The organism is Pelagicoccus mobilis, assembly GCF_016595505.1.
Taxonomy (GTDB): Bacteria; Verrucomicrobiota; Verrucomicrobiia; order Opitutales; family Opitutaceae; genus Pelagicoccus; species Pelagicoccus mobilis.
The window spans coordinates 1-25,794 of record NZ_JAENIL010000055.1 but is presented as its reverse complement, the minus strand read 5'-3'; the positions used below and the strand labels follow the sequence as shown (position 1 = coordinate 25,794).

Here is a 25,794-nt window from a genome sequence, read left to right as displayed (position 1 = left end):
CTTTCGTTTTTACCACTGTTGGCTCTTTGTTGCGTACTTGTCTACCAAGTCTCCGTAGAGTTCGTTTTTCTCCGCTTCGGTGTAGCTTTTGTTAAGCTGTAGCTCGGCCAGCTCAGCAAGTGATTGCGACTCGATCCAATCCGAGCGACTCTTCTCCCTTAGCTCGCTGTACAGGGATAACTGCTCCGAATCTAGGATGCTTTGCATTGCCTCGCCCAACGGCGAGTTAAACCGGGTGAGATGAACAGGGACGGGAATCCCTTTTTGGTTCCAGAGAGACTCTGCTTCAGCCCTCAATTGTTGAGCCTGAGTGCTATCGAGAGCGATAAGGCGTTCTAGGATGTTGATCTCCATTTCCATCTGGCGAGTGGCTTCATCCTTGAGGGCTCCACCAAGGAGAACGTCTAGATCGCGGACTAGCTCATCTCCCTCAACTTCATCTGAAAGCATCATTGTCTCTTCGACGGAACCGCTTTCAACAGCTGACTCAAGTGCGTAGTTGAGTTCATCTTGGAGCCTCACTATTTCGCGTTCCGCATTGGCGAGTTGTTTCTCGATGTCGGATGGATGGGGTGACGATTCCGTCTGTTGCTTTATCGGGTGAGCATTCTGGCTTTCAGGATGCTGTTTCTGTAGGAGGGTGAAAGCGGTGACTAACCCCACGCAGTAGGCTAAAGCGTAACCGCCTAAGTTGAGAAACCTGTTCATAGGAAATAGACTATTTTGAAGTGTATATTTGAATACAGCGGCAGTCAGGACGGAGATCCGTCCTGACTGTTTGGCGCGATTTCGTTGCTGGTTTAGCGGAACGTTAAAAGCTAGGAGGTATGAGAACCTCGTCGATGATGTGGATATTTCCCGAAGTGGTCACGATATCCAGTAGATCAAAGTCTGATTTGTTGATTCGCTCGAGCTCGCCGTTTACTTGGATCGGTTGTCCAAGGAGTGGGTCGGCTTCGTCTAGTCCAAACAGGTCTTCGGAGCGGACTTCTCCTGGTACTACATGGTAGAGCAGAATATTGCGTATTTGATCAACGGTCAGTGAGTCGAGCAGGCCTGCGGGGAGCTTTGCAAAAGCTTCGTCGCTAGGAGCGAATACTGTGACTGGGTTGTTGGTGTCTACGAGAGCTCCCCCTATGCCAGTGTCCCCCACCGCTTGCAGTAGAGTCGTGAACACTCCGGCAGATGTGGCGACTTCGGCTATGTTCTGAGTAGGTGTGACGGAGTCAGCAGGATTTAAGACTGTGTCGATGACATGTATGACTCCGTTGGAAGTTAGTATGTTAGTTAGAATGAGCTCGGAACTGTTGATGGTCCCCGCTCCCGGATCAACTGCAACAAGGCCGCCTTGAGCCATCTTGAGCGTTGCCCGCTCAAGGACGCTACCGGATTGTAGTTCGTTTCCTACTATCACATGGTAAAGGAGAATGTCGGTTAGCGTAGCTTTGTTCGCAGGATCGAGCAGGAAGTTGATCGTGTCTTGTCCAAGTTTTTCAAAGGCTGCGTTCGTAGGGGCGAAGACGGTGAACGAGCCTTCTCCGTTTACCGTGCCCACTAGATCTGCGGCTCCGAGCGCTGCGACTAGCGTGCTGAATTGAGGATCGCCGCTCGCCACTTGGGCTATCGTTTGATCTGCTCTAAACTGAACGGGGATGTTGAATTGGTTGACCTCGGTGCGGAAGAATTTGAAGAGCTTTTCCAGCTCGTCTTTTACGTCATCGGGATTGTCAACGAAGGTGTATTGTTCAGGTCGGTCTCCGCGGAATTTGCCGAGACGTGCATCGACTTTCACGAGAGAGTCGCTCGGCAGGTGGCTGAGGAAACTAGTGGAGCTGATTCCGAGTCCTCGTCGGAGGTAGACGCGTTTGATGGTTTTGAAGCTCTCTCCTTGATCCATGGATACGGATAGCGTCACGGTTCCATTTCGATAGTATGTGGAGCCGTCATCGTTCTCCGCTTTAAAAATGGTGAGGCTACGCTGAGAGGCGTTTGCGGTTGCGGTGAGAATGAAAGCGGTAATTCCCAGGAAGAGTAGGGAAAGGGTTCGGAGCGTGGTGTGTTTCATGAGTTTCGTAGTCGGTTGAAGGTATCAGCTCTGTTTCAAGAGCCAGTCGCAGATTTGGACCGTGTGATGGTTCGAATCTTGTCCGACGAGGTCGTGGGACCTCGCATGTGATAACACACGCACGAGGATTACGTTTGAATTGGATGTTGTTGCTTAAAAGGTGGTTCAAAAGTGGCTCATTCTTAATCCCGTGACTTGCTGTATTGTCGGGAGCGTCGCAGGGAGTGGACGCAAAAAAGCCCGGCGCGTTTGCGGCCGGGCTTTTGAAGTTTGTTTGTAGGGTTTGCTTCTAGGCGATTGGTGTAACGCCCTTCTTCAAAATGATATTTCCGTACTTGGCGGTCTCGCCTGTCATGACCACAGCGTAAGCGTTCTTGGCTCGCTCGTAGAAAGCGAAGCGTTCGATGCGTTCGGATGGCTTTGTATCCGGCCAAGTCTTACGGATGGCGGCGAGGTATCCTTCCTCGACGGTTGGGTCGAGCTCGTCGCCAGGGACCGCTTGCATCATGCCGAGTGGATTATCCACGTACTCGTCCAGAGCGAAGAGCGGGCAGATGCCTTCGAGCAACTCTGCAATTTTGAGGCCGTCTGCACGGAGCACGTTGCCGTTGAAGGATTCACCGGGGAAGTGCGCGTCGGCGAGAACGATCTCGTCCCCGTGGCCCATGCGGTAGAGGGCGTTGAGGAGTTCTGGACTGAGTTTTGGGGATATTCCTATGAGCATGGTAACTTTGTATTTGGTAGTTAAATACTAGTGGTTGTGGTCAAACTTCTTCTCGTGGATCGCGAACGTGCGGAAGGCGAAGATCGCAATCAGAACGAAACACGCTGCTGGGAGCCAGAAGGACGCGCGTACGCCGTAGTCTGTGATAAGACCACCTTGAAGCTTGGTAAGTACTGCGCCGCCCACAATCGCCATGATGAGGTAAGCGGAACCGAGCTTGGCTTCTTCTTCCTTGAGGTCGCGAAGAGCGATGCCGTAGATGGTTGGGAACATCAGGGACATGCAGCCGGATACCGCTACGAGGCAGGTGAGACCAGTCGTGCCGGGGAGGTAGATCGCTCCCACTGTGCATGCTAGCCCGCCGGCTGCGAAGATGAAGAGGAGCTTGCCTGGGCTGACGTAGCGTAGGAGGAAGGTACAGATGAAGCGGCTGCAGAGGAAGATGATCATTGCAGCGATGTTCCACTTCTGTGCTGTTGCGAGGTCGAGACCCACTTGCTCCATTCCGTAGTGGATGATGAAGGTCCAGCACATGATTTGCGCGCCAACGTAGAATCCTTGGGCGAGCACGCCTTCACGGAAGTGAGCCTTTTTGAGAAGGTGGGCGGTGACGGTGAGGAACGGCGCGTCCTTCTCTTCACGCTTGAAGAGCGGGAGTTTGGTTACCGCGAAAAGGAAGAGGAAGAAGAATACCACTGCGGCGATCACCATGTAAGGCTTGCGGACGAAGCCGAGGTCAGCGCTTTGGATGGCTTGGAACTTTTCTGGGTCGCCTGAGCGCATGCCTTTGAGAGCGTGCGGTACGGCGCCGTCGAGCACGCCAGGAAGTTCGTCAGCGAAGGTTGGAACGCCGTCCTTGTAGAGTGGGACGATGTTGCCGTCGGCGAGGGTGACCTCTTCGCCGTCGATTGAGGCGCCGGTCGGGAGGGCGGCAGCGTCGGTTACGAGATACTGGGTGTACTCTGGATTGTTCTCACCGAGCTCTGCGCGGAACTCGCCGACTTGTAGGCCAGGAGCGAGAATGAAGGTGGCTACCGCCATGCCAGTGAGAGAGCCGATCGGGTTGAAGGCCTGAGCGAGATTGAGGCGCTGGGTCGCTGTTTCCTGAGGGCCCATCGCGAGGATGTACGGGTTGCAGGAGGTTTCGAGGAATGCGAGGCCGTAGGTGATGACGTAGGACGCCAAGCAGAAGATCCAGAAATTGGCAGCGATACTGGCTGGGATCGTGATTAGGGCGCCGCAGCCGTAGAGGGTGAGACCGAGGATGATCGCGGCTTTATAGGAGTAGCGACGGATGAAGAATGCGGCGGGAATCGCCATACAGAAGTAACCTGTGTAGAAGGCGAACTGGAGCCAGGAGGCTTGGCCGGTGCTGATGATGAATACTTGCTCGAATACTTTTACCAGCGGGTTTGTGAAGTCGTTGGCGAATCCCCACAGGGAGAAACAGCAAGTTGTGATTATGAAAGGGATGAGGTAGTTCTTGGGAACGACGTCGAATTTTTTGTTCGGGGGGGTGTCTAGGGTGGCGTTACTCATAATTATTTGATGTAGTAGACTTTAGGATACAAAACTGAAACGGGAAAAGCCCATCGCCGTTTACACTGGGCGATGGGCTCCAAATTTGAAGTGGATTAAGCGTTGAGCTCTTCGTCGAAACAGACGGCGACCTTTCCGCACTTGCCAGAAGCCATGAGCGAGTAAGCGTCTCCCACTTCTTCGAGGGCGAAGCGGTGGGTGACAAGGTCGGCAGGGTGTACGCCCCAGCGGACGAGCTTTTCGAGAAGCTCTTCCATGCGCCAAGTCGACGTAACCCAAGAGCCGTAGATGGTTTTCTGGTCGTGGATCATGTCTGGCGATGGGTTGAGATCCATGGTGCCGCCTTCGCCGATGAGGACGATCTTGCCCCACTTGCGAGTCGCTTGGACCGCGGTCTTACGAGCTGCGTGGTGGGCGGAACAGTCGACCGCACGCTCGACTCCGTGGCCGCCGGTGAGGGCCCGGATATCCGCTACATTGTCGGGACCTGCTTTGAGAACGTGATCGCAGAGACCGAGGTCCTTGGCGATTTGGAGGCGTTCGTCGATGGCGTCGGTACCGATGATCTGCTTGGCTCCGAGAGCGCGGCAAAGCACTGCGGCTGCGAGCCCTACTGGGCCGAGGCCGGTAACGAGTACGGCATCGTTACCGCTGATGCCGATTTTTTCGAGGCCTTCGTAGACGGTGCCGAATCCGCAAGCGACTTGCGCTCCGTCGACGTAGCTGAGCTCGTCTGGGAGATAGAGAAGATCTTTTTCTTCGGCGATCATGTAGGGGGCCATGCCGCCGTCGCGTTGCCAGCCGTAAGCTCGACGATACTTTTCGTTCGTGCAGGAGATCATGTATCCACGGCGGCAGTCGTTGCAAACGCCGCATCCAGAAATGTGATACACAACGACGCGGTCGCCTGCTTTGTACTGGCGGCATCCTGGGCCTACCTTTTCGATTTGGCCGCAAGGCTCGTGACCGGCGATCACGCCTTGGTAACCTTCTGGGCCTTTGCCGAGGTGTTCGTGGTAGATGCAGCGGATGTCGGATCCGCAAATTGTGGATGCCTTTACGCGAAGGAGAACTTCACCGTGCCCTGGTTCTGGCACTTCGAATTCTTTGAACTCGGTGGTGCTGTTACCGGGAAGGACAGCGCCTTTCATTGTGGCGTGGTCATGAGTGGCTGAGGTGCACATGGTGTTTTAAGAGGGGGTTGAAATTGAACTTTTTAGAGTGATTGCTGTAGGGCGTCGCGATGAGTCGGCTGATTGGCCGGTCAACGCCCGGCCCTACAGATGGTGAGGTGCTTATTGGGCGATGACGCCGTCGAGGTCCCAGAGGTCTTCCCAGGATTGGTCGTCCTTCCACAGGAATACCTGGCCCTTGATGAGGCGGCAGTTCTTGTCGATCTTGGAGAGGGCTTCCATTTCTTCGTCTGTGAGCGGATCACCAACGACTGAGGCGAGGTTGGCTGCCATGTTGCGAGGATTGGTGGAGAAGGGGATCGGGATTTGGCCGCGTTGCTCTGCCCACTTTACGCAGAGAGTCGCTGGGTGGAGACCGTGCTTTTCAGCGATCTCGCGGAGTACCGGATCCTCTGTGTCGACGGTGTCTTCGGCTGTCTTGTCGCGCTCTGGACGGGCTGGGGAACCGATGGGGCAGAAGCCGACTGGCTGGATGCCTTGGGAAACCACGTAGTCGTAAAGCTCTTGCTGCTGGAAGTGGGGGTGGATCTCCATTTCGTTGACGGCTGGCTTGATCTTGGCTTCTGGAAGCATGACTTCGAGCTTGGCCTGGGTCATGTTCGAAGTGCCGATGTTTTTAACGAGACCGAGCTCGACCGCCTTTTCCATTTGGCGCCAAGTTTTCATGAAGTTCTCGTTGATGTAAGGTTTAGCCAGCTCGGAACGAGAGTCGACGTCGCAGCCCTTGGCGTGGAAGTTCGGGAATGGCCAGTGGACGAGGTAGAGGTCGAGGTAATCGAGCTGGAGGTCAGCCAATGTTTGACGAAGGGAAGGGAGCACGTCCTCCTCGGCGTGTTTGTCGTTCCAGAGCTTGGAAGTGATCCAGAGGTCCTCGCGGCTAACCTTGCCTGCGTCGATGACTTCCTTGAGGGCGGCGCCGATTTCGGCTTCGTTGCCGTAGACGGAGGCGCAGTCGATGTGGCGGTAGCCGATGTCGATGGCCGCCTTGACGGCTTCCGCGACTGTTTCGTTGGTGACGTGGTCGGAGCCGAAGGTGCCGAGTCCGATGGCTGGCATTTTAGAGCCTGTATTGAGGGTCCGTGTTGGAACGGATTGCGGATCGATCTGTGTCTGTGTGGACATATTGATGATATTTGATGTCTTTGTGATTCTAGGGCGTGGCGACAGGCATGGTATGGCCGGTGTCGTACGACGGAGAGGGTTTTGGAGTGTCTGTGTTGAAATGCCGCGGGGTGGGCGGTCGAGGCTAGTTACTCTATCGTTTTTGTAAGTGCTTGGGAATGGCTCCTTGTGACCACTAGATAGATATTTTTGACCTTTCGGGTTGCTTCTGACGGGAAGTGAAGGCTGCTTGAAGGTGAAATGGAAAGCTCGCTCCCCAGTTTTATTTCCCGGCAGGTCTTGGACGCCTCCTACTTTTTCTTGAATCTGAATCCCCGCTCGGAGGCCCGTTTCGGGGTGAGTTGCGGCGGGATGGAGAAGTGCGCCCCAGAGTATAAAGTGAGCCGTGACGAGTTTAGCTATGTGGGGATCGAGTATGTGGTTTCGGGGCGGGCAAAAGTGACGATCGGGGGGAGATCCTTCGATTTGCGACCGGGCAGTTTGTTTGGCTACATGCCGAATTCTGACCTCACGATTGAGAACAGCGGAGTCTATCCGCTAACGAAGTACTTCGTGGATATCCATGGCTCGGAGGCCTTGTCTCTTTTTCAGAAAAGCCCGCTTGGGGAGCTGCAAGTTCTGGAGTTTTCTGGAGTGCGCTGGATCGAAGAGACGTTTCGGCAGATGTTGAAGTTTGGCGGTCGGGGTGGAGCGAAGGCGGAACGATCGTGTAACTTGCTTGCGGAGGTTTTGCTGCTGCAGGTCGAGGAGTCGGAGCAGGAGAAGTCCGAAGGGGCGTCGGCAGCTTTTTTGAGCTATCGGAAGTGTAAGGACATGATCGAAGAGAGATACCATGCTCTCAATTCGATCGCGGAGTTGGCTGATCAGGTGAATCTGGACCAAGCCTATATTGCCCGCCTTTTCAGCAAGTTCGATGAGGAGACTCCCTACAAGAAACTCATTCGACTGAAGATGAACCACGCGGCCCGTTTACTGTTTCGAGAAAACGTGTTGGTCAAAAACGCAGCCGAAGCAGTGGGGTTTGCGGATTCGGCCCATTTTTCGCGTGTATTCAAAAATACATACGGTGTTTCGCCGGCGCACTTCCCGGGGACGATTAAGCGAGGTGGCTTGGAAACGTAAGCGAGCGAAAGCTGGTTTTTAAGCGCGTGGGCTTGTTTCTAGGCTTTCTGATCCTTTGTAGCGGTATTGGGTAGGAGTCATGTCGAACTCCTTTTTGAAGGCTCTGCTGAAGCTGCTGGCGTCGTAGTAGCCCGCTTGGATGAGGATTTCTCCTATGGGTAGGTCCGTTGCTTTCAGGAGTTGAGCGGCCCGTTTCAGTCGCATGGTTCGAATGAAGTCTACGGTTGGCATTCCTGTTATCGCTTTGAGCTTACGATAGAGGGTGACTCGGCTCATCTTGAGATCGTTCGCGAAGGCTTCCACGTCGTAGCCTTCGGTCTGCATGTTGTCTTCCAGTGTTTTGATGGCTCTTTCCAAAAAGAGTTTGTCTGAGGACACGACTGTGACGCTTTGGGGTTCGACGAGGACTTGCTCGGTGAAGCGATCTCTCAGGCGTTGACGGGAGTTGAGTAGATTGTGGATACGGGCAATTAGGAGTTCGGCACGGACTGGCTTCGAGAAGTATTCGTCTGCTCCCGTTTCGATGCCCTCGATGTAATGCTCGTCTGCGGTTCGAGCGGTGAGGATGATCACCGGAATGTGGCAGGTCTCGTTGTCTTCCCGGATTTTTCTACAAAACTCGATGCCGTCCATTTCTGGCATCATTACATCTGTTACGATTAGATCGGGGTGCGATTCGCTGATCTTTTCCAAGCCTTCAATTCCGTTCTCTGCGGAGCGTACCTCGAAATGCTCGGAAATTTCGTCCTTCAGAAACTTCAAGACGTCTGGGTTGTCTTCGACTACGAGTATGCTTGGTTTGGATACGGTTTCCTCTTGAAGCTCTTGCTCGTTTAACTCTTCGGGTTCTGGCGCGACTGAATTGAATTCTGGATTTGCGATCGAACCTTTGAACAGGTTGAGCGGAAGATTGATCGTGACGGCGGTACCTCGCTTGGGTCCACCCGTTTCGCTTTCGATTTGAATGTGTCCTCCCCATACCTGAACGAGGCCTGACACCAAGGCGAGTCCTATGCCAGAGCTGCCCTGGTCGCCTAGGTTGTAATCGGCTCTATAGAACGGGTCTGTTACATTTGGAATCTTTTCTTTGGGTATGCCGATCCCGTTGTCGGATACGTCTAGCTGAAGGGCCTCACCTTCGGTACTCCAGTTCGTTATCAAGACGACGTCGCGATTGGTTACCCGAACATGCTCAATGAAGATGGTGATGTGATCCCAGATGTTGAGAATCCGATCATGGGACCAGACTCACTGAACGCCGATCTGTTCGTACGTTATGGCAAGAAGATCTTCGACGAAAAGATTGACTGGATCATCCAGTTCAATGCTCGAAATCTCTACCGTGCGGACGGTAACGATGATATTCCGGTACGTGCTGATGCGGACGGTGGCATATCCAGAATCCGTATACCGAATGCTCAAGAGTTCTATCTCACGAACACATTCCGTTTCTAGTTAGGTAAAACCGAGCTAGGTTTGATTGGGCCCCCGCTGTAGGCAAGCGGGGGCTTTTTCGTGTGGTAGCGCGGCGCTTTAGCCCGCGTCATCTGGGACTGGGTCTTGCACTGGAGACGCGGGCTAAAGCTCCGCGCTACGTACGCTACTTCCGGCGTACATTCACCAGGATCTTCTCTATTAGGTCGTGGGCGGAGGTTATGTGTTTGGAATCGTAATTGAGATCGCCGTCTTGGTTGTTGGTGCCGCCGTGGCCAACGTACTCCATCAGGTAGTAGTCCTTGGGATCCTCAGGGTCGATAAAGGCGCTGTAGTAGAGGGAAGGCTGGCCGACTCCAGGAAGTGAATACCCGTCGTTTTCAGGGGCCTGATTTGAGTGATAGTATTTGTTGGGGTCGTTGGGTGCGTTGACTTCTACGCTCAAATAGAAGCCTTTGGGATCGTCGCCGATATAGTTATCGACTGAGAAGCTATGCTCGGGGGTCGCGCCAGAATAGGCATCTACTTTGCCGTCTGGGTCGACTCCGGAAACAAAGGTGAACTGGCGTCGCCAAACTGGGAGAATGTCGACGCGGCGTTTTTCGGTTCCGGCCCAATCGAGGTTCTCGGTGAAGGCGCTCTCTTCGGAGACGAAGAAGGTTTCGATCAAGGCGCCAGCGGATGACTCGGCCCAGATCGCGATCTGTGGACGGGCGTTGTTGAAAGGGGCAGGGAAGCGGGCGCTTGGATCGAAGGCAGGACCCCATTCGACTTCGATGGAGAGGGATATGTCGTTCTGCCCTTGGCGTTTGAGTTGGATCCCATTGTCGATCGGGCGGATGGCGGTACCTTCTTCAGGGCGGAAGATGATCGCCCTATGACGCGCTTCGTAGCCAAGTGAGATTAATTGCGGTACGGGCCACCAATTGAGGAAGCAGGCGAAAAGGAGGTATCCGCAGCTTAGGACGGGCAGGGCGAGCAGTTTTGCACGGGTGGGAGCCCTGTCGGCTTTTCGTCGCGGATAGACGATAGCGCGTGCGAGGTAATTGAAACGTGAAGACAGATGAAGCCCAACAAGCAGAAGTATCATCAGCCCGAATACGATGTGTACTCGGGTAGTGATAATGCTGAATGCTTCAGTGAAGCGAAGCACGGCGCTGGCTATCAAGATCGCGAACGCAAAGAGTAGGCTAATGTTGACGTAGTGCTTCATTGGAACACGTATCTAATCGATTACCCCAAACATTCAATCGAAACCTAATCGACGCAGTCGACCTGTATCCGCGTATGCGGATCCTGACAAAGTACTATTGTCAGGTCGCCTTCTGCGAACAGGTGTCATTCGTATTTACTCATGACAACAGGCTCTTGATTGAGCGACTATGTTGTCTTCCTTTGAGCTTCCTTTTTGAGGGCTCGCTCGCGGGCTCGCTTCTCTTGGTGGGGCGTGAGAGCGGGTGGCTCGTCTGTTGGATAGCCACAAAGCTTGCGGAGTTCGACAAGGTGCTTTTTGCCGATTTCGCGGGGATCTGCTCCATGCTTTTTCGCCAAGTACGCGGCGTAGCCTGTGGCGACTCCCATTTGTCCGCATGTATTCATGACGCGGGGACCTCCGAGACCTATGTGTGTACAGCTGAAGCAACGCCCTGCCATTTGCAGGTTGGCAACGTCTTTTGAATAGAGTGAGCGGTATGGAATGTAGTAGTAGCCGTTCTTTGGCCTCTGGAAGAGCGCTTCTGAGAGGAAATCTTCCTCGCGGCCGATTTCCTTTTCCTGATAGTGAACGTCGATGCTTCGACTTTCGATCACAACTGTGTCTGGGAACTCGATAGAGTCGCGGGCGTCGGATCCGCTGAAGATGTGGTCGCCAATGATGCGGCGTGACTCGCGCTTGCCGCCGACGTAGGAAACCCAGTCGAGTTCGAGGTTGGCGTATTGGCGGCGTTTGATCGTGTTGGAATAGGTGCCGTAGATCGCGCGAAGCATGTGGTCGCGGATTTCTTCGGCGTCGTCGACTTGATTGAGGTCGTTGTTGGAGTACTCCCATTGCCATTCGCCCTTGGGGGAGATGTGATTCTTCGCGACCGCCTTTGCCCAGGGGATCGATGGGAAGTTCACCCGCTTGTTGGTTTCTTTGGTGTACCAAAGGAGGCTGGTTCCCATCACGCGGTTGTCGCGTTCCTTTGAGGGGGCCCAGAGCTCGCCATGTTCGTCCCAAGCTTCGTCATGCTCGTCCGCTCTTTCGCGGCCGTAGCGGAATTCGGCTCCTGACATGGCTCCTAGCCAGCCGTCACCGGTGCAGTCGATGAACTGAGGAGCTCGGAAGCGACGGAGGATTCCGTTGGCGGATTGTACTGCGTCGACGGATACGATTCGGTTGCCCTTCTTCTGAAGGGACATCATCGTGTGGTTGGTGAGGATTTCGACGTTCTTAGCCGCCGCCATGTTCTGTTCTCTGCGTTCCTGAGCGGGAATGGCTTCGGCGTCTCCATTCGGGTAGTGTGGCGTGTCAATCTTCGAGAGAATGTCTTTGCAGTAACCGTATATGCCGAGGGTGTGGACTCGGATTTCGCTGCTGGCGTTCCCGCCGAGAACGGGGCGGTTTTGGATGAGGGCGGTTTTGAGGCCTTGCTTGTCGGCTGCCAGGGCGGCGGCGCAACCGGTGATGCCGCCGCCTACGATGACGACGTCGTATTCGCCGTATTCCTCCGCTTGTTCGGGAAGCCCGGCTTTCTTACGTCTCCATGCGGGGAGGGTTTTGCGCTCGATGGGCGGTTGCTCGCTTTGATCAAGCGTGAAGTAGATGGCGGAACAACGTCCGTCGAAACCGGTGAGATCCTGGAGTTCTACCTTAGACGAGAGTTGGGATTTGGATACGTTTACTGTTCCGCCGTTTTGCCATGCCCATCCGGCCTCGGTTCCGAAGGTTGTTTTGAGGGCTTTGCCGCCGAGGAGGACTTTGAATTGGCCGGGTGCATCCCATTCGCCCTGGCACCAGTCTTTGGTGAGAACCCAGACTTTGTATTTCCCGGCTTGGGGGAAGCGGATTTCGCCGCTGGCATTTGCGACCGGTTTGCCCATGCCGTGTGCCAAGAGGTAGCTGAATCCGAGGTGGGTTTCGAATTGGTTGTCGAGGCTCCAGCCTCCGGTGTTGGAAAAGTGGGCGGTTTCGACGAGTACCGACTGATTGTCGGTGGACTTAGCCTTTTTTCCGAAAAGGGGGTGAGTGGCTAGGATAGAGGCAGCTGAGGCCATGCCCAGCTTACCGATGAATTCTCTGCGGTGTAGATTCATTGAGGTGTAGCGTTTGTAGTGGGGTGAAGCTTCAGTCTTCTAAGGCAGCGCTTTGGAGCGAGGTCGAGAAGAGTCAACGGTTGACCGTAAGGGCGAGTCTTTCGCCCGTGGAAGAAGCTGTGCGAGACGCTTCCTATTTAGGGAGAAGCGTGCGGCTGACGATGGTGGCGAGCGCTTGAGTGGCGGGCGTTCGGTCGAGCAGAGTGCCCGCTTGATCGGCGATACGGAGTCCCGTCACGGCAGCCACAATGACGGTGGCGAAGCCGTGGGCGTCGATTTCTTTGTCGATCGTGCCTTGCTCTTGGCCGTGGGCGATGACCTTTGCGAAACGTTCGCGCAGGCGTATCTCGTGTTGGCGGATAATCGCTGCCGCTTCAGAGCTGCGACTGGCTTCGGCCATGATCTCGGAGTAGAGAGCGGCGTCGAGATCCTTGTCTTTCTGCCAAATCTCCTCGATGCGCGAGAGCATGACTTCGAGGGTGTTTCCGCCTTCTACAAGCGAGGCCATCTTTTCCTCATGGTAGGCGGAGTCGGACTCGACGATGGACTTGATGAGGTCGTTCTTGCTCTTGAAATAGTGCTAGAGGTGGCCCGGGCTCATCTGCGCCTTTTTGCAGATGGAGGACATGGACGCTCCGTGAAACCCTTTCTCGCGAAAGCAGAACAGGGCGGCTTCGAGGATCTGCCGGCGGCGTTCGCTTACTAGAGTTGGGTCAACGGATCTCATCGAATATTAGAACGCGGGTTCTACGAATGTGAGGCAAGTTTAATTTGTTAGCCCGATTATTACACATGTTTAGGCGTTTCTTAAGATAGAATGAATATTCTATGAAAGACTTGACGGAGGTTGCAGTAAATAGATAGAACGTTCGTACTACTAAAGGTAGGCTTTGTTCCATACTGTTTTCTGTGGGGCAAAGTAGGATGCTTGAACTAATCAAAACAGAGGAATTCGAAATGAAATGGAACGTTCGCAATGTCGTCGCTGGTGGCTGGTGGAGTGTCGGAGCCAAGTTTTTAGGAGTAGCGGGATTCGCTGCCGCGGGCTTGTTCATCGCTGGCTGCGCGGATTCGCAGGCGGTGGACGTGCCCGAAACGCCTGTGAGGCTGGTGGAGACCTTTACCGTCGAAAGGGCGTTGGAGGTGCGCGAGGGAGAGTTTGTCGGGCGAGTTAGGGCTCCCAAGGAAGTGGAGCTCGGTTTTGAGCTCGCTGGTCGGATCGTGAGCATCGCGGATTCGACAGGTACTTTTTTTAAGGCAGGGGAGGAGCTCGGGCGTTTGGATTCGAGGCGTTACGAACTTGCATTGGCGGAAGCTGAACAGCGTCTGGTATACGCGGAGAAGGAACTCGGGCGTATGCGTGCCTTGCTAGCGGGGGGGAGTTCGACTCAGGCCGAATTCGACCGGGTGGAGAATGCCACCGTACTGGCTCGAATCGCACGTGAGCGGGCTCAAGAGGATTTGGACGATAGCGTGTTGTTGGCTCCGTTTGACGGGAAGCTTGCGGCCAAGCATGTGGAGAAGGGAAGTTTTGTTGGACCGGGCATGCCGGTGCTGGTTTTCCAGGAGGCGGGCGAGACCGAGGTGGATTTCTTCCGGACGGAGGTACAATTGACTCGCCTGTTGGCGGGGGTCGAAAGTGGTGATTCCGCGGTGCGGATTGCGGATGGGGCGTTGCGCGGTTCTGGGCTCTCGCTGAAGGACTATTCGACGACGCCGGACCCGTTGAGCGGGGCGTATCGCGTGACCTTCGTTGTGGAGTCGAATCGGCAAGTGACAATGCTGCCGGGAGCTCCGGTTCGTTTGTCGGTGATCGAGCGTCTTGGGATGTTGAGCGACTTGCCTGTGGAGATTCCAAGCGACGCCTTGGTAGCGGATCCTGTGGGTGGATTTTCCGTTTGGCTGCTTGCTGAAGGGGCGAGTGAAGCGGTTTCGCGTAAGGTGGAGGTCGGTCAAGTGGCTGGCCTGATGGTTGAGATCGTAGGTGGACTTGAAGTTGGGGACCGGGTGGTCACTAGCGGATCCACGATGCTGCGAAACGACACTCAAGTGGTGGCTCTTCGAGACGCCTAGGACGATGGATTTCGCAAGAGTTTCAATTCAGAAGCCGGTTTTGACCTGGCTGCTGATCGTGGCGTCTCTGCTGGGGGGCTATTGGGGCTTTCTCAAGGTAGGCCGCTTGGAGGATCCGGCGTTCACGATCAAGGAGGCGGTGGTCTTCACTCTGTATCCAGGCGCGAGCGCGGAAGAGGTGGAGCGAGAGGTGACCGACAAGATCGAGGCGGAGATTCAGCGTCTCGGTTCCGTTAAGGAAATCCGTTCGCGATCCTATGCGGGGCGTTCGGTGATCGAAGTGGAGCTATTGTGGACGGCTGGGCCGGATGATATTCCTCAGATTTGGGACGAGCTTCGGCGTAAGGTGGGCGACATCCAGCCGATGTTGCCACCGGGAGTGCGACCGACCTTGGTAAACGACGACTTTGGAGACGTGTACGGGTTGCTCTATGCGGTGAGTAGCGAGCGGGTGGACTACGCGAGTTTGCACCGTTACGTGAAGCGGTTGAAGACGCAGCTGATGCAGGTGCAGGATGTGGCTGATGTGCAGATTCTGGGCGATATCTCGGAAGAGTTGCATGTGGATATTTCGCCGGAGCAGATGGCGACTTTCGGTCTTAGCCCGGAAGAGCTTTTAAGTGGCATCACCACTCAGAATGCAGTGACCGATGCGGGAGGATTTCAAGTAGGAGGGCGTTTCGCTCGTCTTCAGCCAACAGGCATGTACCGTGATGTGGAGGAGCTAGCGGACCTGCCGATCGGGCGGAAGGCGGGCGAGGCGTATTTGAAGCTTGGCGACGTGGCGGAGGTGAGCCGTGGATATGAAGAACGTCCTACGCGCATTGTTCGTTTTAATGGAGACAATACGATTCTCTTGGGAGTCGCGGGTCGCTCGAAGGTAAACATCGTCGAGGTGGGCAAGCGAGTGGAAGCTCGTATCGCTGAGCTGGAGAACGAGCGCCCGGAGGGGATCGATATCTCTCCGATATACGAGCAACATGCGGTGGTGGACAAAGCGGTTACCGGCTTCGTGCTGAATTTGGCAATGTCGGTGGTCATCGTAGTGGGCGTGCTTTGCGTTTTCATGGGGTGGCGTTCCGGTCTTGTGGTGGGAGGGGTGCTTTTCCTTACTGTAGCGGCGACTGTATTCGGAATGAACATACTGGGAATCGAGATGGAGCGTATCTCGCTTGGAGCCCTCATCATCGCCATGGGAATGCTAGTCGATAACGCGATCGTCGTGGCTGAGGGGATGCTGGTACGTGTGCAGAAAGGGATGGATAAGCTTGAGGCAGCGAGCGCGGCAGTGCGCTCGACGTGGCTGCCGCTGATTGGCGCGACTGTGGTCGGTATTTTGGCTTTTTCGGGCATCGGGCTTTCTCAGGATGCTACGGGTGAGTTCACGTTTTCGCTTTTCGTGGTCATCGCGGTCTCGTTGATGTTGAGCTGGGTTTTCGCGGTGACAGTGACTCCGTTGCTGGGTAACTATATTCTCAAGAAGCCTGACGCTCAGGAGGATGAGGTAGATCCGTACAAGGGGATTCTGTATTCAGTTTACAAGTCGATCTTGGGTATATCGCTTCGCTTCCGGATTCTCACGGTTCTGGCTCTTGGCTTGATGGCTATGGGGAGCCTAGTCGGTTTCAGATTCGTAAAGCAGAGCTTTTTCCCGGATTCGAATACGCCTGTCTTTTATCTGAACGTTTGGCAACCTTATGGCGCTGATATCCGGGCAACTGACGAGATCGCCTGCGAAGTAGAGCAGGTGCTGATGGCGGACGAGCGTGTCGACGATGTGACGACTCTTGTTGGGGCGGGGGCTCAGCGTTTTATGTTGGTGTATGCTCCTGAACAACCCGATCCGAGCTATATGCAGTTCATCATTCGGACACATGACGTGTTGGAAATTGAAGGCTTGATCGCAGACATAAAGCCAAAGATCGCGAAGATAAATCCAGCCCTATTTATGAAGACGGAGCGGGTTCGGCTAGGTCCGGGTGGCGGGGCTAAGATTGAAGCGCGTATCATCGGTCCGGATACTGTCAAACTACGTGAGATATCGGATCGAATTCAGAGCGTTTTTGTAGAGGATGCGCAGTTGGAAGCAGTTCGGACGAACTGGAGGGAATTGGAAACGGTACTCGTGCCAGAGTTCGACGTTGATCGAGCTCAGTTGCAGGGCTTGTCGCGGGCTCGCTTTGCGGCGCAGATGAAAATGCTGAGCGAGGGGAGCGTGTTTGGCGTGTATCGTGAAGACGATGAGCTGATTCCGGTTCGTGTACGTTTACCGGAAGCGGATCGCATAGACCCGCGCGACATGAATAACCGTTTGATCTGGAGTCCTGGACGCAATGGTTGGGTGCCGCTCGAAAGTGTAATCTCTGGAATGGAGCTAAAGAGCCAAGAGGGCTTGATTCGCCGGAAAAATCGCGAGCGTACCTTAACCGTGGAGGCAGAGCCGGTGGCTGGTGTTTTAGCGAGCTCGGCCTTCGCGAGAGTACGTCCCGAAGTGGAGCGGTTGCAGTTGCCCGATGGATACAGGCTGGAGTGGGGCGGAGAGTACGAGAGCTCTACGGAAGCGCAGACCGCATTGTTTAAGGGGCTTCCATTGGGGTACATCGGAATGTTGGTTGTTGTCGTTCTTTTATTCGGAAAGGTTCGCCAGCCGATAGTGGTTTGGAGCGTGGTGCCGATGTCGATCATCGGAGTGACGCTTGGACTATTGGGGACGGGAGTCGCGTTTGGATTCATGGCGTTGCTAGGGATGATCAGCCTCACTGGCATGTTGCTGAAAAACAGCATTGTGCTGGTAGATGAGATCGATGCTCGGATCGGAGAGGGGCAACCCCGCTACGATGCGTTGGTAGATGCGAGCGTGAGCAGGGCACGTCCTGTGATCTTGGCTTCTGTGACCACGATCTTAGGGATGGCTCCGCTTGTCTTTGATGCGTTTTTCGTGGGGATGGCGGTTACGATCATGGCTGGCTTGGCGTTTGCGACCCTGCTTACCTTGATCGCGGTGCCAGCGATTTATTCGATTCTTTTCCGTATTGGAAGATCGGAGACGGTGACTGTTTAACTGAGTTCGAGGTAGGTCGCTATGAGAAATTTTATATGGGGTAGGTTGCTGCTGGCGATGCTTGTTGTGTCGCCGGCAGCATTTGGGGCTGAAAAGCGTGTCCTTTCATTGCCGACCGCGTTGGCGGAAGTGGAGAATACAAATTTGAGTTTGCTTGCTGCTCGAGAAGGGTTGGAGCAGGCAGTGGAAAGTGTGAGGCGGGCACGCGCTGGCCTGTTGCCGAATGTAAAGGCGGTAGCAGGTCAGTCGCGCAACCAGTCGGTTACGGTGGGACTTGGGTTGGAGGAGTTTGGAGTTTCTCGGCAGAGCGATCCGTTTAATCGGTTTAATGCGGGGGTGGCTGTCGACGTACCTCTGATCGATCTCGTGAGCATTGCCGCGTATCGGGATAGCAAGTACGCGAGCCAGATCTCTGAGTTCGAATACCAGGCGGCGCTGGAGGACATCAAGCTAGCAGTGGCGGAGGCTTATTTGGGAGCGATGCGGGCCCGACGGTCTTTGTCGCTCGGCGAGGAAGCTCTGAGTCGTGCGGAAGAGTTGAGCGTAATAACGGAGAAGCGGGTAGAAGCGGGAGCGGCCAACCGGATCGATCTTATGCGAGCAAGGTTGGAGGTCAGTAGCGCGAAGCAGGTTGTGGTTGCGAGGGAGACCCTGGTTTTTGAGAGCGAGCATTTGCTGAAGCTTTTGTTAGGGATTGATCTGGAGCTGGGCCTAGAGTTGTTGCCCGTGGAGTCGTTGCAGCTCGAACCAATTGGTGCTCCCGATTACAAAGCGATGTTGATGCAGAGAGAGGACTACTTGGCACGTCTGACAGAGGAGGACCGTGCTCGCCTTCTCGTGAAGGCCGCTGAATGGCAACGCTTGCCGACGCTCAATGCGTATGGAGATTATGGGTATGTGACTGAAGAGGCTCTCGATGGAGAAGAGGAGGAGAATTGGACTGTGGGGCTCGCGTTTTCGGTGCCTATCTGGGAGGGAGGAAAGAATAGAGCGGAAAAGGCGATGGCTGAATCGCATCTTGCTGCCACTGAATTTCGGATACGAGAACTCGAGCGGAGTGTCCGCAGCGAAGTGGATATATCGGCGAAGCGCTTGCAAGAGGCTGAGTCTAGCCTTGGGTTGGCCGAAGAGTCTCTGGAGTTGGCCAAAGCGACTTTCGAATTCGCGCTGGATCGTTTCCAGAACGGCGCCGGCGATAACCGGGAACTGATCGAAGCCCAGCTGGGGCTGGCATCAGCGGAGACGAATCGGACGGATGCTCAGCTTTTGCTAGAGCAAGGTCGGTTTCGGTACGCGAGCGCTACCGGGGATTTGGATAAGGCCTTATAGTTGAGAGGATACTATCGACTCGGTTGAGCGAAGGAGCCGTCCATGGCTTTGTCTGGCGCAACCTCCGGTCGCGACCTTTTGATGAATCTCTCTTCGGAAGAAGGGATCTGTTCGGTCTGCTTCGTGAAAGGCGACCCGGAAGATGCTGATGCTGCTAGTGGGGTGGGAGTGTGACTGTTGTTTTACGATGCTTTAACTTGGTAGTGGCGCTAGCCGGCTTCTTTGTCGTTGTGGCTTGGTGACAATTGTTTTTGCTTGGGTTCATGTCAGTTGAGGGAAGTGAGGATATAGAGGGGTTGAAGCGAGTGAGCGCGGCTGTGGTTGAGGCGCTACGGACGATGTTTGATCGACTGAAGCCAGGGATGACTACGTTAGAATTGGATGCGATTGGAGCTGCCGTATTGAAGCGGCATGGGGCTAAGCCGGCTCCGAAGCTTTGTTATGGGTTTCCGTACGCGACGATGATTAGCATAAACGAAGAGGTCGCCCATGGGATGCCGAGTGATCGGATAATCCGAGATGGCGATTTGGTGAACATCGATATCTCGGCTGAGCTCGGTGGTTATTTCTCGGATACAGGATATACGATGCCTGTCGGAGCAGGAAACCGAAAGGCAGAGCGCTTGTGTCGTGCGTCTAAGCAGGCCCTTGCTGAAGCGCTAAAGGTGGCTCGGCATGGAAGGAGGATCCGAGACGTGGAAAAGGCGGTTCGTAAAGTGGCGCAAAAGTACGGATTCTCTGTGATCGAGAATCTTGTGGGTCACGGAGTGGGCAGGCATTTGCACGAGGAGCCGCAGAATATTCCCTGTTGGGGTGATCGGAGAGACGAGCGACGCTTTGTGGAGGGTACTGTTTTGACGATTGAACCCTTTTTGTCGACGGGACCTAAGCGAGTTTTCGACAAGGGCGATGGCTGGACAGTTATGACCAAGCCCGGCAATTTGACGGCCCAATTCGAGCACACGATTATTATCACGCGTGGCGAACCGATCGTGCTGACGGCTGCGTAGCTTCTGCTACGCAATAAGGCCGCCAAAAAGCTGGCGGCCCATTGGAAGATCAGGAGGTTGGGCCTTTGTCGGCTAAGGTGTCGCTTTGCTAGTCAGTAGAGACTGCGTGAGTATGGATACGCGCAGGTCGTCTAGTCTGCTTAAGACGAAGTGGTTCGATTTCAGGAGCTCCCTTATTTTTCGATAAGCGGTTACCTCTTTTTGGAAGTCGTGGTAGTGAGATTCCAGTTCCGGATTTTGTTCCAGCCAATCGGGTGTTTCTTGGTCGGTTGTGTCGTGTTGGTTTCCGATTTGTACGAGCGTTTTTGAGACTTCAGGACAGCGTTCATCTATTTGGGTGATGGCTGTCCGAGCGCATTTCATTTCGTTGGCCCAATGGAGCGCGAGCAGCTTGGGTGCAGCTTCTGGTTTGAGCGAGAACTCGCTCGTTGCTTCCTCGAGGAGCTGAGCTACTTCGCTGATCAACGTGTTGAAGTTTAGTTCACCGGAATTGGATTCTTCGATTCGTTCAGTCAAATTCCTGACCCATCGTAGCCAGTCGAAGCCTTCTACTTTTGGTGAGTCGTCTTTGCTTGGGGGAACTTCCGATATGTGGAGGTCTTCCTCGTTTTCTGATCCGAAGCGCATTGATGGCGCGGCAATGGAAGCTCTGATGTTTGGCCGGCTCGGTGAGGCGCAAAAATCTGTACCGCCGGAGCCGAAGCCAAAGGGTTCTTCGATTGAAGGTTGCTCGAAGGTTTCGGTAGCGATCGTAGCTTTCGACTCTTGGTCGATGGCGACGAATGAGGCCCCTTCGCAGAGGAGATTGTGTTTCCGGGCGATTCTTATGGCAGAGGCTGTGCTCCTTGCTTTTAGGAACAGATCAATTTCCTTTCTGGCTTGGGTTAAGCGTAGGAGTTCTTCGTCTCCAGAGAGTAGTACTGGGGTGTTCTGCCAGTCTCTTCGATCTGCGGTGGTTGCGTTTAGCCGTGTCTTGTTTGCTTGATGAACGGTTACGGGAATTTTGTGAGGTAGGTTTGGATACAAGCGATTTGGGAGGCCTCCTATAGGAGTAACGTTGTCAGATGCTTTAAGGTCGGTTAAGGAGCTCTGGCCTGTTCCCAAAAGTATGAGTTCAACCGCTTCCTCGATTGATTCTTGAGGGGAGAGGATCATGCACTGTCCGCCGTGATCTTTGGCTAGCGGCTTGAGAAGGCTGTCGTTGGGATTGAGAGCAATCCCGATTGTGTGCACGAATAGGGCTTTCTCGGAGTTTGCGAGTTCTTGTCGAATGGCCCGTTCGTTGCCTACTTCGCCATCGGTGATTATGACGAGATGATCCTCGAGGGTCGGATCTCCTGCATGGGTTCGTTGAGTCAGTACTGATTGGATGGCGGAAAGGAGATGGGTGCCGCCTCCAGTGAAAAGTGAAACTATGTTCTTGAAGTTGGGATCTTTAAGAAGTTGGTCGGGGGATAGTGGTTTTTCAGCGAAGTGACGTACGTATGTATCGAACAAGGCGATACTGACTCTATCGTGGTGGGACAGCTTTTGCACTGCTGCGATAAGGGCTTTGCAGGTGTTTTCCCACTTGGCTCCTGACATCGACCCCGAGCAATCTAGGAGGAACCAGATCGAACGTGGTTCAACATGGAGATCATCCGCTTCGAGAGGTGGTGGCATTATGGTGAGGTATCCAGGAGACGAATCTGCTTCAGACGAGCAAAGAAGTGTCGAAGTGCCGGCTAGAAGTTTTGGTTCTTCCCAGCGTAGTACAAATTCGCGATCTGGAATCTCGGAGTCGGTCGCCAAGCTGACGCAAGGGAAGTCTGCTGAACGCGTGACGATACAGTGACTGGGAGAGTGAAGTGTATCCACTGAAATGGCCCCTTTGGGGAATCTTCCCGTTATTCGTAGAGTTGCGGCATCGGGATGAAGTTGATCGATTCGAGGAGGGGAGACGAGTGATGCATCCGGCACTTCGTCGGTATCGTCAGCAGAACCTGACCCTTGGTTGCTGCGAAGGAGCGGTTTACCAGGCACGTAGCGTGAACAGGGGTTGAGGGGAATTCTGAGTGAGGTGCTTTTGACTGCTGTTTCGAGCTCTTGTATGTATGCGAGACGCAGCACGACGACTTCATTGGCCTGAACATTGCCAAGGCTTAGGTTGAATAGGTTGTCGCGACGATACTCGATGAGTGCGGCTCGGTGTCCCTCGGCTTTTGCTTTTTCGAACATGGCTCGGGCATGTTCTTCTTTCTGTACGATGGCTTTGATCGTTCTCCCGTCGGCAATCAGTTCGCAGCGGTAGACGCTGGCGTCGCAGGGAAGGGGGAACAGGTAGGAGACATCGAGCGCGGAGTCTTGAGAGTTGAGGAAGACGGAATCTATTTCGACCTTGGCGAAGGCGTCGGCGATATTGAAGCGAACATCGACGGCTTTGAGAGGGAGCTTGAATCGAGTTCCTTCCAGCCAGGCTATAAGGCCGAAGTCTTCCTCGGTGTTACTGAGTCGAATGTGGCGGTTTGGCATTGTCTATACTTAGTTGGAGTTGGTGGGGGTCGGAGTCAAAATCGCTCGGATGGCGGAGATTTGCTCGGGCGAAAGGGCGCGATCGCGACGGGAAGCAATGAGCCAGTCCTCATTGAGGGGAATCATCCGCCACGTTTCAGAGGTGCTTAGTGCTGGGAGTCGATCACTTGAGGTGGACTCGATTTCCTTGAGGCCTTGTTTTTGGATGCGACGAAGGTCTGTTATTTTTCGACCGATGAGCAGTTCCTGAATTCTGGAGAGAGGTAGTCCTTTCGCTTGCAGAAGGCGTACTGCTATCAGTTGGAGGTAATGCTTTTCATCGTATGGTTCCTCCGAATTCCTGAGCGGAGCATCGACTAGAGATTGCGAGCGGTAGTAGCGCACGGTTCGTGCGGTGGTAGTGTTTGATGCCTGTCCACTCGCCGGACTTACCTGGTTTTGCTGGCACCAGTCGTTTACGGCGGATGCTAGTTCTTCGACAGTTTTGAAATTCATGACAGCTATAAAGACACAAAACAGTGTTACTGTCAAATTGTGCCACTGCCTTTTCTTGGAAAGGGGGCTAACCCGTTTTCTTTCGGCTGGGTTGCTGGGTGACCATCGGGGACGATGGCCGCTACCTTACAGGCTCTCTAGGAGTTTTCGGACTTCGGCTTCGGGAGCTTCGTGGTGCTGGTCGACTGCGAGATGAAGGGCTCGTTCGAGGACGGGCTTGGCGTCGGCGGGGCGGGAGAGGGCGAGGAGGGATTTGCCTTTGAGGATTTCGGCCATCATCCAGTCGTCCTTTTTGTTGATGCAGAAGTCGAGCTGCTCGATAGCTTCTTCGTGGCGTTCGTCGTCGATAAGCGCCTGGGCGAGGGAAAAGCGGAAGAGTTCGTTGTCTGGGTTCTTGGATACGAGTGTCTGGAAGCGTTCGATTTTCATGGAATGTGCTCTGCCCACGAAGGACACTAAGGGGCACGAAGTTTATTTATTAGTGATCTTCGTGGGAAAATTATTACCTGTTCGGTGAATCTGGGTCGAGGTTGCGGCGGCCTGGTAGGGGACTGTGGATTTCTTGGAAACGTTCGTCGCGGTCGACTTTGCTGATGCGAATGAATTTGGGTTTAGGGAGACTTTGTAGAAATTGTCGTCCGTAGCTTTTTTGGAGTATACGGGAATCGAGGATGGTAATGATTCCTTGGTCGCTCTTGGTGCGGATGAGGCGTCCGACGCCTTGTCGGAATTTGACGAGCGCTTCGGGGAGGTTGAGTTCGGCGAAGGGGTTGCCGCCGCGTTCTTTGATGAGCTCTGATTTAGCCTCGGGTATTGGATGGGTGGGCACGTCGAAGGGGAGGCGGGTGATGATAACTTGCTCAAGGGAGGGGCCTGGTACATCGACGCCGGTCCAGAAGGAGTCGGTGCCGAAGAGGACGCCGTTGCCTGCTTCGCGGAAGGCGTTCGCCATGTCGGTGCGGCCCATGCCCTGGCCTTGGGCGAAGAATGGGCGGCCTTGTTTCAGAAACTCGGCTTCGAGGGTGTCGGAGACTTTACGGAGATCCGAGTAGCTTGTGAAGAGAACGAGTGTGCCGCCTGAAACTTTGGATACGCAGTAACGAATATAGTCGGTGAGTGTCTCTATGGCTAACGTTTTGTCTTGAGGCGAGGGGACGGGAACGTCGGTCGCAACGTAGATGCGGGTGTTGTTCTCGTAGTCGAAGGGGGAGTCGACCATCTCTGAGGTTTCGTTTTCCGCGCCGATCTTCTCTTTGAAGGGCTGCATATCGCGGGCGATGGAGAGCGTCGCGCTTGTCAGGGTGACAGAGATCTCTTTGTTGAAAAGCTCCTCTCGGAGGTAAGGGGCGATGTCGGTGGGGGCGGTGCGGAGAGTACAGATGTTTCCGGTACGACCGCTTTTTTCGATCCAATGAACGTGGTCGTCTTCGGCTAGATCGATGAAGCGTCGGATGCCAGTATAATAGCTGTGGATACGACCGCGATGGTCCTTGATCTCGTCGTGCATGGGACCGTCCTCGATCTTGGAGAGGATGCCGTCCATTGTTTGCACGCAGGCTTTGAGCGGACCTAGGAGAGTAGGCTCGCACCAGCCGAGTTCGGAGATGCGGACGATCTTGTGCTTGGCTAGGTGTGTGGCGATCAGGTAGCCGAAGAATTCCTGGCAGGCCTCCTGGGCGTCTAAGATCGCTTGGATTTGCTTTGGGTGGGCGAACTTGCGCACGATGCCCGATTTCCGCTTCGGGTTGAAGAGCATCTTGAGCTGGCGGTCTACGCCGTAGCTGCTGATGCGGGCTCCAAAGTGTTCGGTGGCGACTTCGGCGGTGGTGTGCGCTTCGTCGATGACGAGGAAGTCGTCGGGGAGAAGGATGCCTTTTGCTCCAGGGGCCAGCCCGCCCGCGTTGAGTAGGGCGAAGAGCAGTGAGTGGTTGACGATGACGATTTGCGCTTTGCGCATCTCGGCTCGTGCTCGCTGATAGTGGCAGCTGTTGTGGTCGCAATTCTTGCGATTACAGGCGGAGCCCTCGGCATTGACCTGTTCCCAGACATCGTAGTTGGGAATTGGATTCAGTTCTTGGCGGAGTCCGGTTTTGGTGTATTCGGCCCAAGCGGCGATTCGGCTGAGCTCTTCCATTTCTTCGGTTGGGAAGAGTTCGGTCTTGTTGCGAACTGCGTTGGCGAGTCGAGTGGGGCAGAGGTAGTTGCCTTTGCCGACGAGGACGGCGGATTTGAAGTCGGCGTATTTTTCCAGTTCTGGGATTCCGCGGAAGAGGGTGCGGCAGATTTCGAGGTCTTTCTTTTGCAGCTGCTCTTGGAGGGAAATGGTGTGGGAGGAGACGACGCAGGGGCGTTGGCTTTCGGTGGCGTGGATGATCCCGGGGAGGAGGTAGGCGAGCGATTTTCCGACGCCGGTTCCTGCTTCGAAAATGAGCGGCTCGTCCAGTTCCATGCCAGCGGCAACGGCTCGGGCCATTTGCTCTTGCTGGGGGCGATGTTCGAGCTGGAGAGCGGTTTGCAGATAGCCGCCCTTGGCGAAGGCACGCCCAATTATTTCCGGAAGGAAAACTTGGGATGGGGCGCTTTCGCGGTCGTTGGGAGAGATCATAGGCGGCGTTTTCGGAAGACGCCGCTAGTTGTCTTTGTTGGGAGGAGGTGGGTCGAGCAAATTTGCCACCAATCGGAGAACTCAGCCGTGATTATTTGGGGAGCCGAGCAAGGCGTTGAATCGAGAGAATCTGCAACCTTGGGCAGCAGGTACTACCTCTAGTGCGTTTTGCGAGCGCCCGATTGGGCGTTGGTTTTGCGCAGTTTCATGTCGAACG

The 25,794-nt window shown here is 54.6% G+C and carries 22 protein-coding genes; 7 read left to right on the top strand and 15 right to left on the bottom strand.

Going from position 1 to position 25,794, the window contains the following annotated elements; translation table 11 throughout:
* Positions 1-9: 9 nt before the first annotated feature.
* From JIN87_RS22705 to JIN87_RS22680, 6 genes are all read right to left on the bottom strand, one after another.
* Positions 10-708 carry a hypothetical protein gene (locus JIN87_RS22705; RefSeq protein ID WP_200357925.1) on the bottom strand — a complete coding sequence of 233 codons (699 nt, stop codon included), beginning with the start codon at positions 706-708 and terminating at the stop codon, positions 10-12.
* 103 nt (positions 709-811) lie between these two features.
* Positions 812-2,065, bottom strand: a complete 1,254-nt coding sequence (locus JIN87_RS22700) for a fasciclin domain-containing protein (RefSeq protein ID WP_200357924.1) — start codon at positions 2,063-2,065, stop codon at positions 812-814.
* 289 nt (positions 2,066-2,354) lie between these two features.
* Positions 2,355-2,789, bottom strand: coding sequence for an L-fucose mutarotase (fucU, locus tag JIN87_RS22695; RefSeq protein WP_200357923.1), 435 nt, complete (start codon positions 2,787-2,789; stop codon positions 2,355-2,357).
* Positions 2,790-2,816: 27 nt separating this feature from the next.
* Complete coding sequence (locus JIN87_RS22690; protein WP_200357922.1) at positions 2,817-4,328, bottom strand: MFS transporter; 1,512 nt, start codon at positions 4,326-4,328, stop codon at positions 2,817-2,819.
* 95 nt (positions 4,329-4,423) lie between these two features.
* Complete coding sequence (locus tag JIN87_RS22685) at positions 4,424-5,512, bottom strand: zinc-dependent alcohol dehydrogenase family protein (RefSeq protein ID WP_234033574.1); 1,089 nt, start codon at positions 5,510-5,512, stop codon at positions 4,424-4,426.
* Positions 5,513-5,623: 111 nt separating this feature from the next.
* Positions 5,624-6,643: an aldo/keto reductase gene (locus JIN87_RS22680; RefSeq protein WP_200357921.1), complete on the bottom strand. Its 1,020-nt coding sequence runs from the start codon at positions 6,641-6,643 to the stop codon at positions 5,624-5,626.
* Between the two features lie 240 nt (positions 6,644-6,883).
* On the opposite strand from JIN87_RS22680, the gene JIN87_RS22675 reads away from it, so the two are divergent.
* Positions 6,884-7,765 (top strand): helix-turn-helix transcriptional regulator, encoded by an 882-nt coding sequence (locus JIN87_RS22675; RefSeq protein WP_200357920.1) that lies wholly within the window; start codon positions 6,884-6,886, stop codon positions 7,763-7,765.
* Positions 7,766-7,783: 18 nt separating this feature from the next.
* On the opposite strand, the gene JIN87_RS22670 is transcribed toward JIN87_RS22675, so the two are convergent.
* Entirely contained in the window at positions 7,784-8,926 is a 1,143-nt protein-coding gene (locus tag JIN87_RS22670) for a response regulator (protein ID WP_200357919.1), read from the bottom strand.
* A 27-nt stretch (positions 8,927-8,953) separates the two neighbouring features.
* On the opposite strand from JIN87_RS22670, the gene JIN87_RS22665 reads away from it, so the two are divergent.
* A complete protein-coding gene (locus tag JIN87_RS22665) occupies positions 8,954-9,220 on the top strand; it encodes a hypothetical protein (RefSeq protein WP_200357918.1) in 267 nt (88 codons plus the stop codon).
* Between the two features lie 145 nt (positions 9,221-9,365).
* Here JIN87_RS22665 and JIN87_RS22660 read toward each other — a convergent pair whose 3' ends face one another.
* The 4 genes from JIN87_RS22660 to JIN87_RS29100 form a co-directional block, all read right to left on the bottom strand.
* Complete coding sequence (locus JIN87_RS22660; RefSeq protein WP_200357917.1) at positions 9,366-10,412, bottom strand: hypothetical protein; 1,047 nt, start codon at positions 10,410-10,412, stop codon at positions 9,366-9,368.
* A 167-nt stretch (positions 10,413-10,579) separates the two neighbouring features.
* Positions 10,580-12,493, bottom strand: coding sequence for an FAD-dependent oxidoreductase (locus tag JIN87_RS22655; protein ID WP_200357916.1), 1,914 nt, complete (start codon positions 12,491-12,493; stop codon positions 10,580-10,582).
* Between the two features lie 133 nt (positions 12,494-12,626).
* Positions 12,627-13,001 (bottom strand): TetR family transcriptional regulator C-terminal domain-containing protein, encoded by a 375-nt coding sequence (locus tag JIN87_RS22650; protein WP_200357915.1) that lies wholly within the window; start codon positions 12,999-13,001, stop codon positions 12,627-12,629.
* A 72-nt stretch (positions 13,002-13,073) separates the two neighbouring features.
* Positions 13,074-13,220: a TetR/AcrR family transcriptional regulator gene (locus JIN87_RS29100; RefSeq protein ID WP_200357914.1), complete on the bottom strand. Its 147-nt coding sequence runs from the start codon at positions 13,218-13,220 to the stop codon at positions 13,074-13,076.
* Positions 13,221-13,450: 230 nt separating this feature from the next.
* On the opposite strand from JIN87_RS29100, the gene JIN87_RS22640 reads away from it, so the two are divergent.
* The 5 genes from JIN87_RS22640 (at position 13,451) to map (ending at position 19,966) form a co-directional block, all read left to right on the top strand.
* On the top strand, positions 13,451-14,566 hold the full coding sequence (locus JIN87_RS22640) for an efflux RND transporter periplasmic adaptor subunit (RefSeq protein WP_200357913.1): 1,116 nt from the start codon (positions 13,451-13,453) through the stop codon (positions 14,564-14,566).
* A 4-nt stretch (positions 14,567-14,570) separates the two neighbouring features.
* Positions 14,571-17,627 (top strand): efflux RND transporter permease subunit, encoded by a 3,057-nt coding sequence (locus tag JIN87_RS22635; protein WP_200357912.1) that lies wholly within the window; start codon positions 14,571-14,573, stop codon positions 17,625-17,627.
* 21 nt (positions 17,628-17,648) lie between these two features.
* Positions 17,649-18,956, top strand: a complete 1,308-nt coding sequence (locus JIN87_RS22630) for a TolC family protein (protein WP_200357911.1) — start codon at positions 17,649-17,651, stop codon at positions 18,954-18,956.
* Between the two features lie 42 nt (positions 18,957-18,998).
* Positions 18,999-19,130 carry a hypothetical protein gene (locus JIN87_RS28625; RefSeq protein ID WP_267909437.1) on the top strand — a complete coding sequence of 44 codons (132 nt, stop codon included), beginning with the start codon at positions 18,999-19,001 and terminating at the stop codon, positions 19,128-19,130.
* 89 nt (positions 19,131-19,219) lie between these two features.
* Positions 19,220-19,966, top strand: a complete 747-nt coding sequence (gene map / locus JIN87_RS22625) for a type I methionyl aminopeptidase (protein ID WP_200357910.1) — start codon at positions 19,220-19,222, stop codon at positions 19,964-19,966.
* A 72-nt stretch (positions 19,967-20,038) separates the two neighbouring features.
* Here the strand turns inward: map and JIN87_RS22620 are convergent, their stop codons facing one another.
* From JIN87_RS22620 to JIN87_RS22605, 4 genes are all read right to left on the bottom strand, one after another.
* Positions 20,039-22,477 carry a VIT and vWA domain-containing protein gene (locus tag JIN87_RS22620; RefSeq protein WP_200357909.1) on the bottom strand — a complete coding sequence of 813 codons (2,439 nt, stop codon included), beginning with the start codon at positions 22,475-22,477 and terminating at the stop codon, positions 20,039-20,041.
* 9 nt (positions 22,478-22,486) lie between these two features.
* The gene (locus JIN87_RS22615; RefSeq protein ID WP_200357908.1) at positions 22,487-22,972 is read right to left on the bottom strand and encodes a MerR family transcriptional regulator; all 486 of its coding nucleotides are present in this window, start codon (positions 22,970-22,972) and stop codon (positions 22,487-22,489) included.
* Between the two features lie 126 nt (positions 22,973-23,098).
* Positions 23,099-23,401, bottom strand: coding sequence for a tetratricopeptide repeat protein (locus tag JIN87_RS22610; RefSeq protein WP_200357907.1), 303 nt, complete (start codon positions 23,399-23,401; stop codon positions 23,099-23,101).
* A gap of 73 nt (positions 23,402-23,474) precedes the next feature.
* A complete protein-coding gene (locus tag JIN87_RS22605) occupies positions 23,475-25,577 on the bottom strand; it encodes an ATP-dependent DNA helicase (protein ID WP_200357906.1) in 2,103 nt (700 codons plus the stop codon).
* Positions 25,578-25,794 lie beyond the last annotated feature (217 nt).

Excerpts from the sequence above, each read along its gene's own strand:
- map (WP_200357910.1), top strand. The coding sequence starts at position 19,220 with ATGTCAGTTGAGGGAAGTGAGGATATAGAGGGGTTGAAGCGAGTGAGC.
- JIN87_RS29100 (WP_200357914.1), bottom strand. The coding sequence starts at position 13,220 with ATGAGATCCGTTGACCCAACTCTAGTAAGCGAACGCCGCCGGCAGATC.
- JIN87_RS22660 (WP_200357917.1), bottom strand. The coding sequence starts at position 10,412 with ATGAAGCACTACGTCAACATTAGCCTACTCTTTGCGTTCGCGATCTTG.
- JIN87_RS22615 (WP_200357908.1), bottom strand. The coding sequence starts at position 22,972 with ATGAATTTCAAAACTGTCGAAGAACTAGCATCCGCCGTAAACGACTGG.
- JIN87_RS22690 (WP_200357922.1), bottom strand. The coding sequence starts at position 4,328 with ATGAGTAACGCCACCCTAGACACCCCCCCGAACAAAAAATTCGACGTC.
- fucU (WP_200357923.1), bottom strand. The coding sequence starts at position 2,789 with ATGCTCATAGGAATATCCCCAAAACTCAGTCCAGAACTCCTCAACGCC.
- JIN87_RS22705 (WP_200357925.1), bottom strand. The coding sequence starts at position 708 with ATGAACAGGTTTCTCAACTTAGGCGGTTACGCTTTAGCCTACTGCGTG.
- JIN87_RS28625 (WP_267909437.1), top strand. The coding sequence starts at position 18,999 with ATGGCTTTGTCTGGCGCAACCTCCGGTCGCGACCTTTTGATGAATCTC.
- JIN87_RS22610 (WP_200357907.1), bottom strand. The coding sequence starts at position 23,401 with ATGAAAATCGAACGCTTCCAGACACTCGTATCCAAGAACCCAGACAAC.
- JIN87_RS22665 (WP_200357918.1), top strand. The coding sequence starts at position 8,954 with ATGCTCAATGAAGATGGTGATGTGATCCCAGATGTTGAGAATCCGATC.
- JIN87_RS22655 (WP_200357916.1), bottom strand. The coding sequence starts at position 12,493 with ATGAATCTACACCGCAGAGAATTCATCGGTAAGCTGGGCATGGCCTCA.
- JIN87_RS22650 (WP_200357915.1), bottom strand. The coding sequence starts at position 13,001 with ATGGCCTCGCTTGTAGAAGGCGGAAACACCCTCGAAGTCATGCTCTCG.
- JIN87_RS22605 (WP_200357906.1), bottom strand. The coding sequence starts at position 25,577 with ATGATCTCTCCCAACGACCGCGAAAGCGCCCCATCCCAAGTTTTCCTT.
- JIN87_RS22620 (WP_200357909.1), bottom strand. The coding sequence starts at position 22,477 with ATGCCAAACCGCCACATTCGACTCAGTAACACCGAGGAAGACTTCGGC.
- JIN87_RS22630 (WP_200357911.1), top strand. The coding sequence starts at position 17,649 with ATGAGAAATTTTATATGGGGTAGGTTGCTGCTGGCGATGCTTGTTGTG.
- JIN87_RS22685 (WP_234033574.1), bottom strand. The coding sequence starts at position 5,512 with ATGTGCACCTCAGCCACTCATGACCACGCCACAATGAAAGGCGCTGTC.
- JIN87_RS22680 (WP_200357921.1), bottom strand. The coding sequence starts at position 6,643 with ATGTCCACACAGACACAGATCGATCCGCAATCCGTTCCAACACGGACC.
- JIN87_RS22675 (WP_200357920.1), top strand. The coding sequence starts at position 6,884 with ATGGAAAGCTCGCTCCCCAGTTTTATTTCCCGGCAGGTCTTGGACGCC.
- JIN87_RS22700 (WP_200357924.1), bottom strand. The coding sequence starts at position 2,065 with ATGAAACACACCACGCTCCGAACCCTTTCCCTACTCTTCCTGGGAATT.
- JIN87_RS22640 (WP_200357913.1), top strand. The coding sequence starts at position 13,451 with ATGAAATGGAACGTTCGCAATGTCGTCGCTGGTGGCTGGTGGAGTGTC.
- JIN87_RS22635 (WP_200357912.1), top strand. The coding sequence starts at position 14,571 with ATGGATTTCGCAAGAGTTTCAATTCAGAAGCCGGTTTTGACCTGGCTG.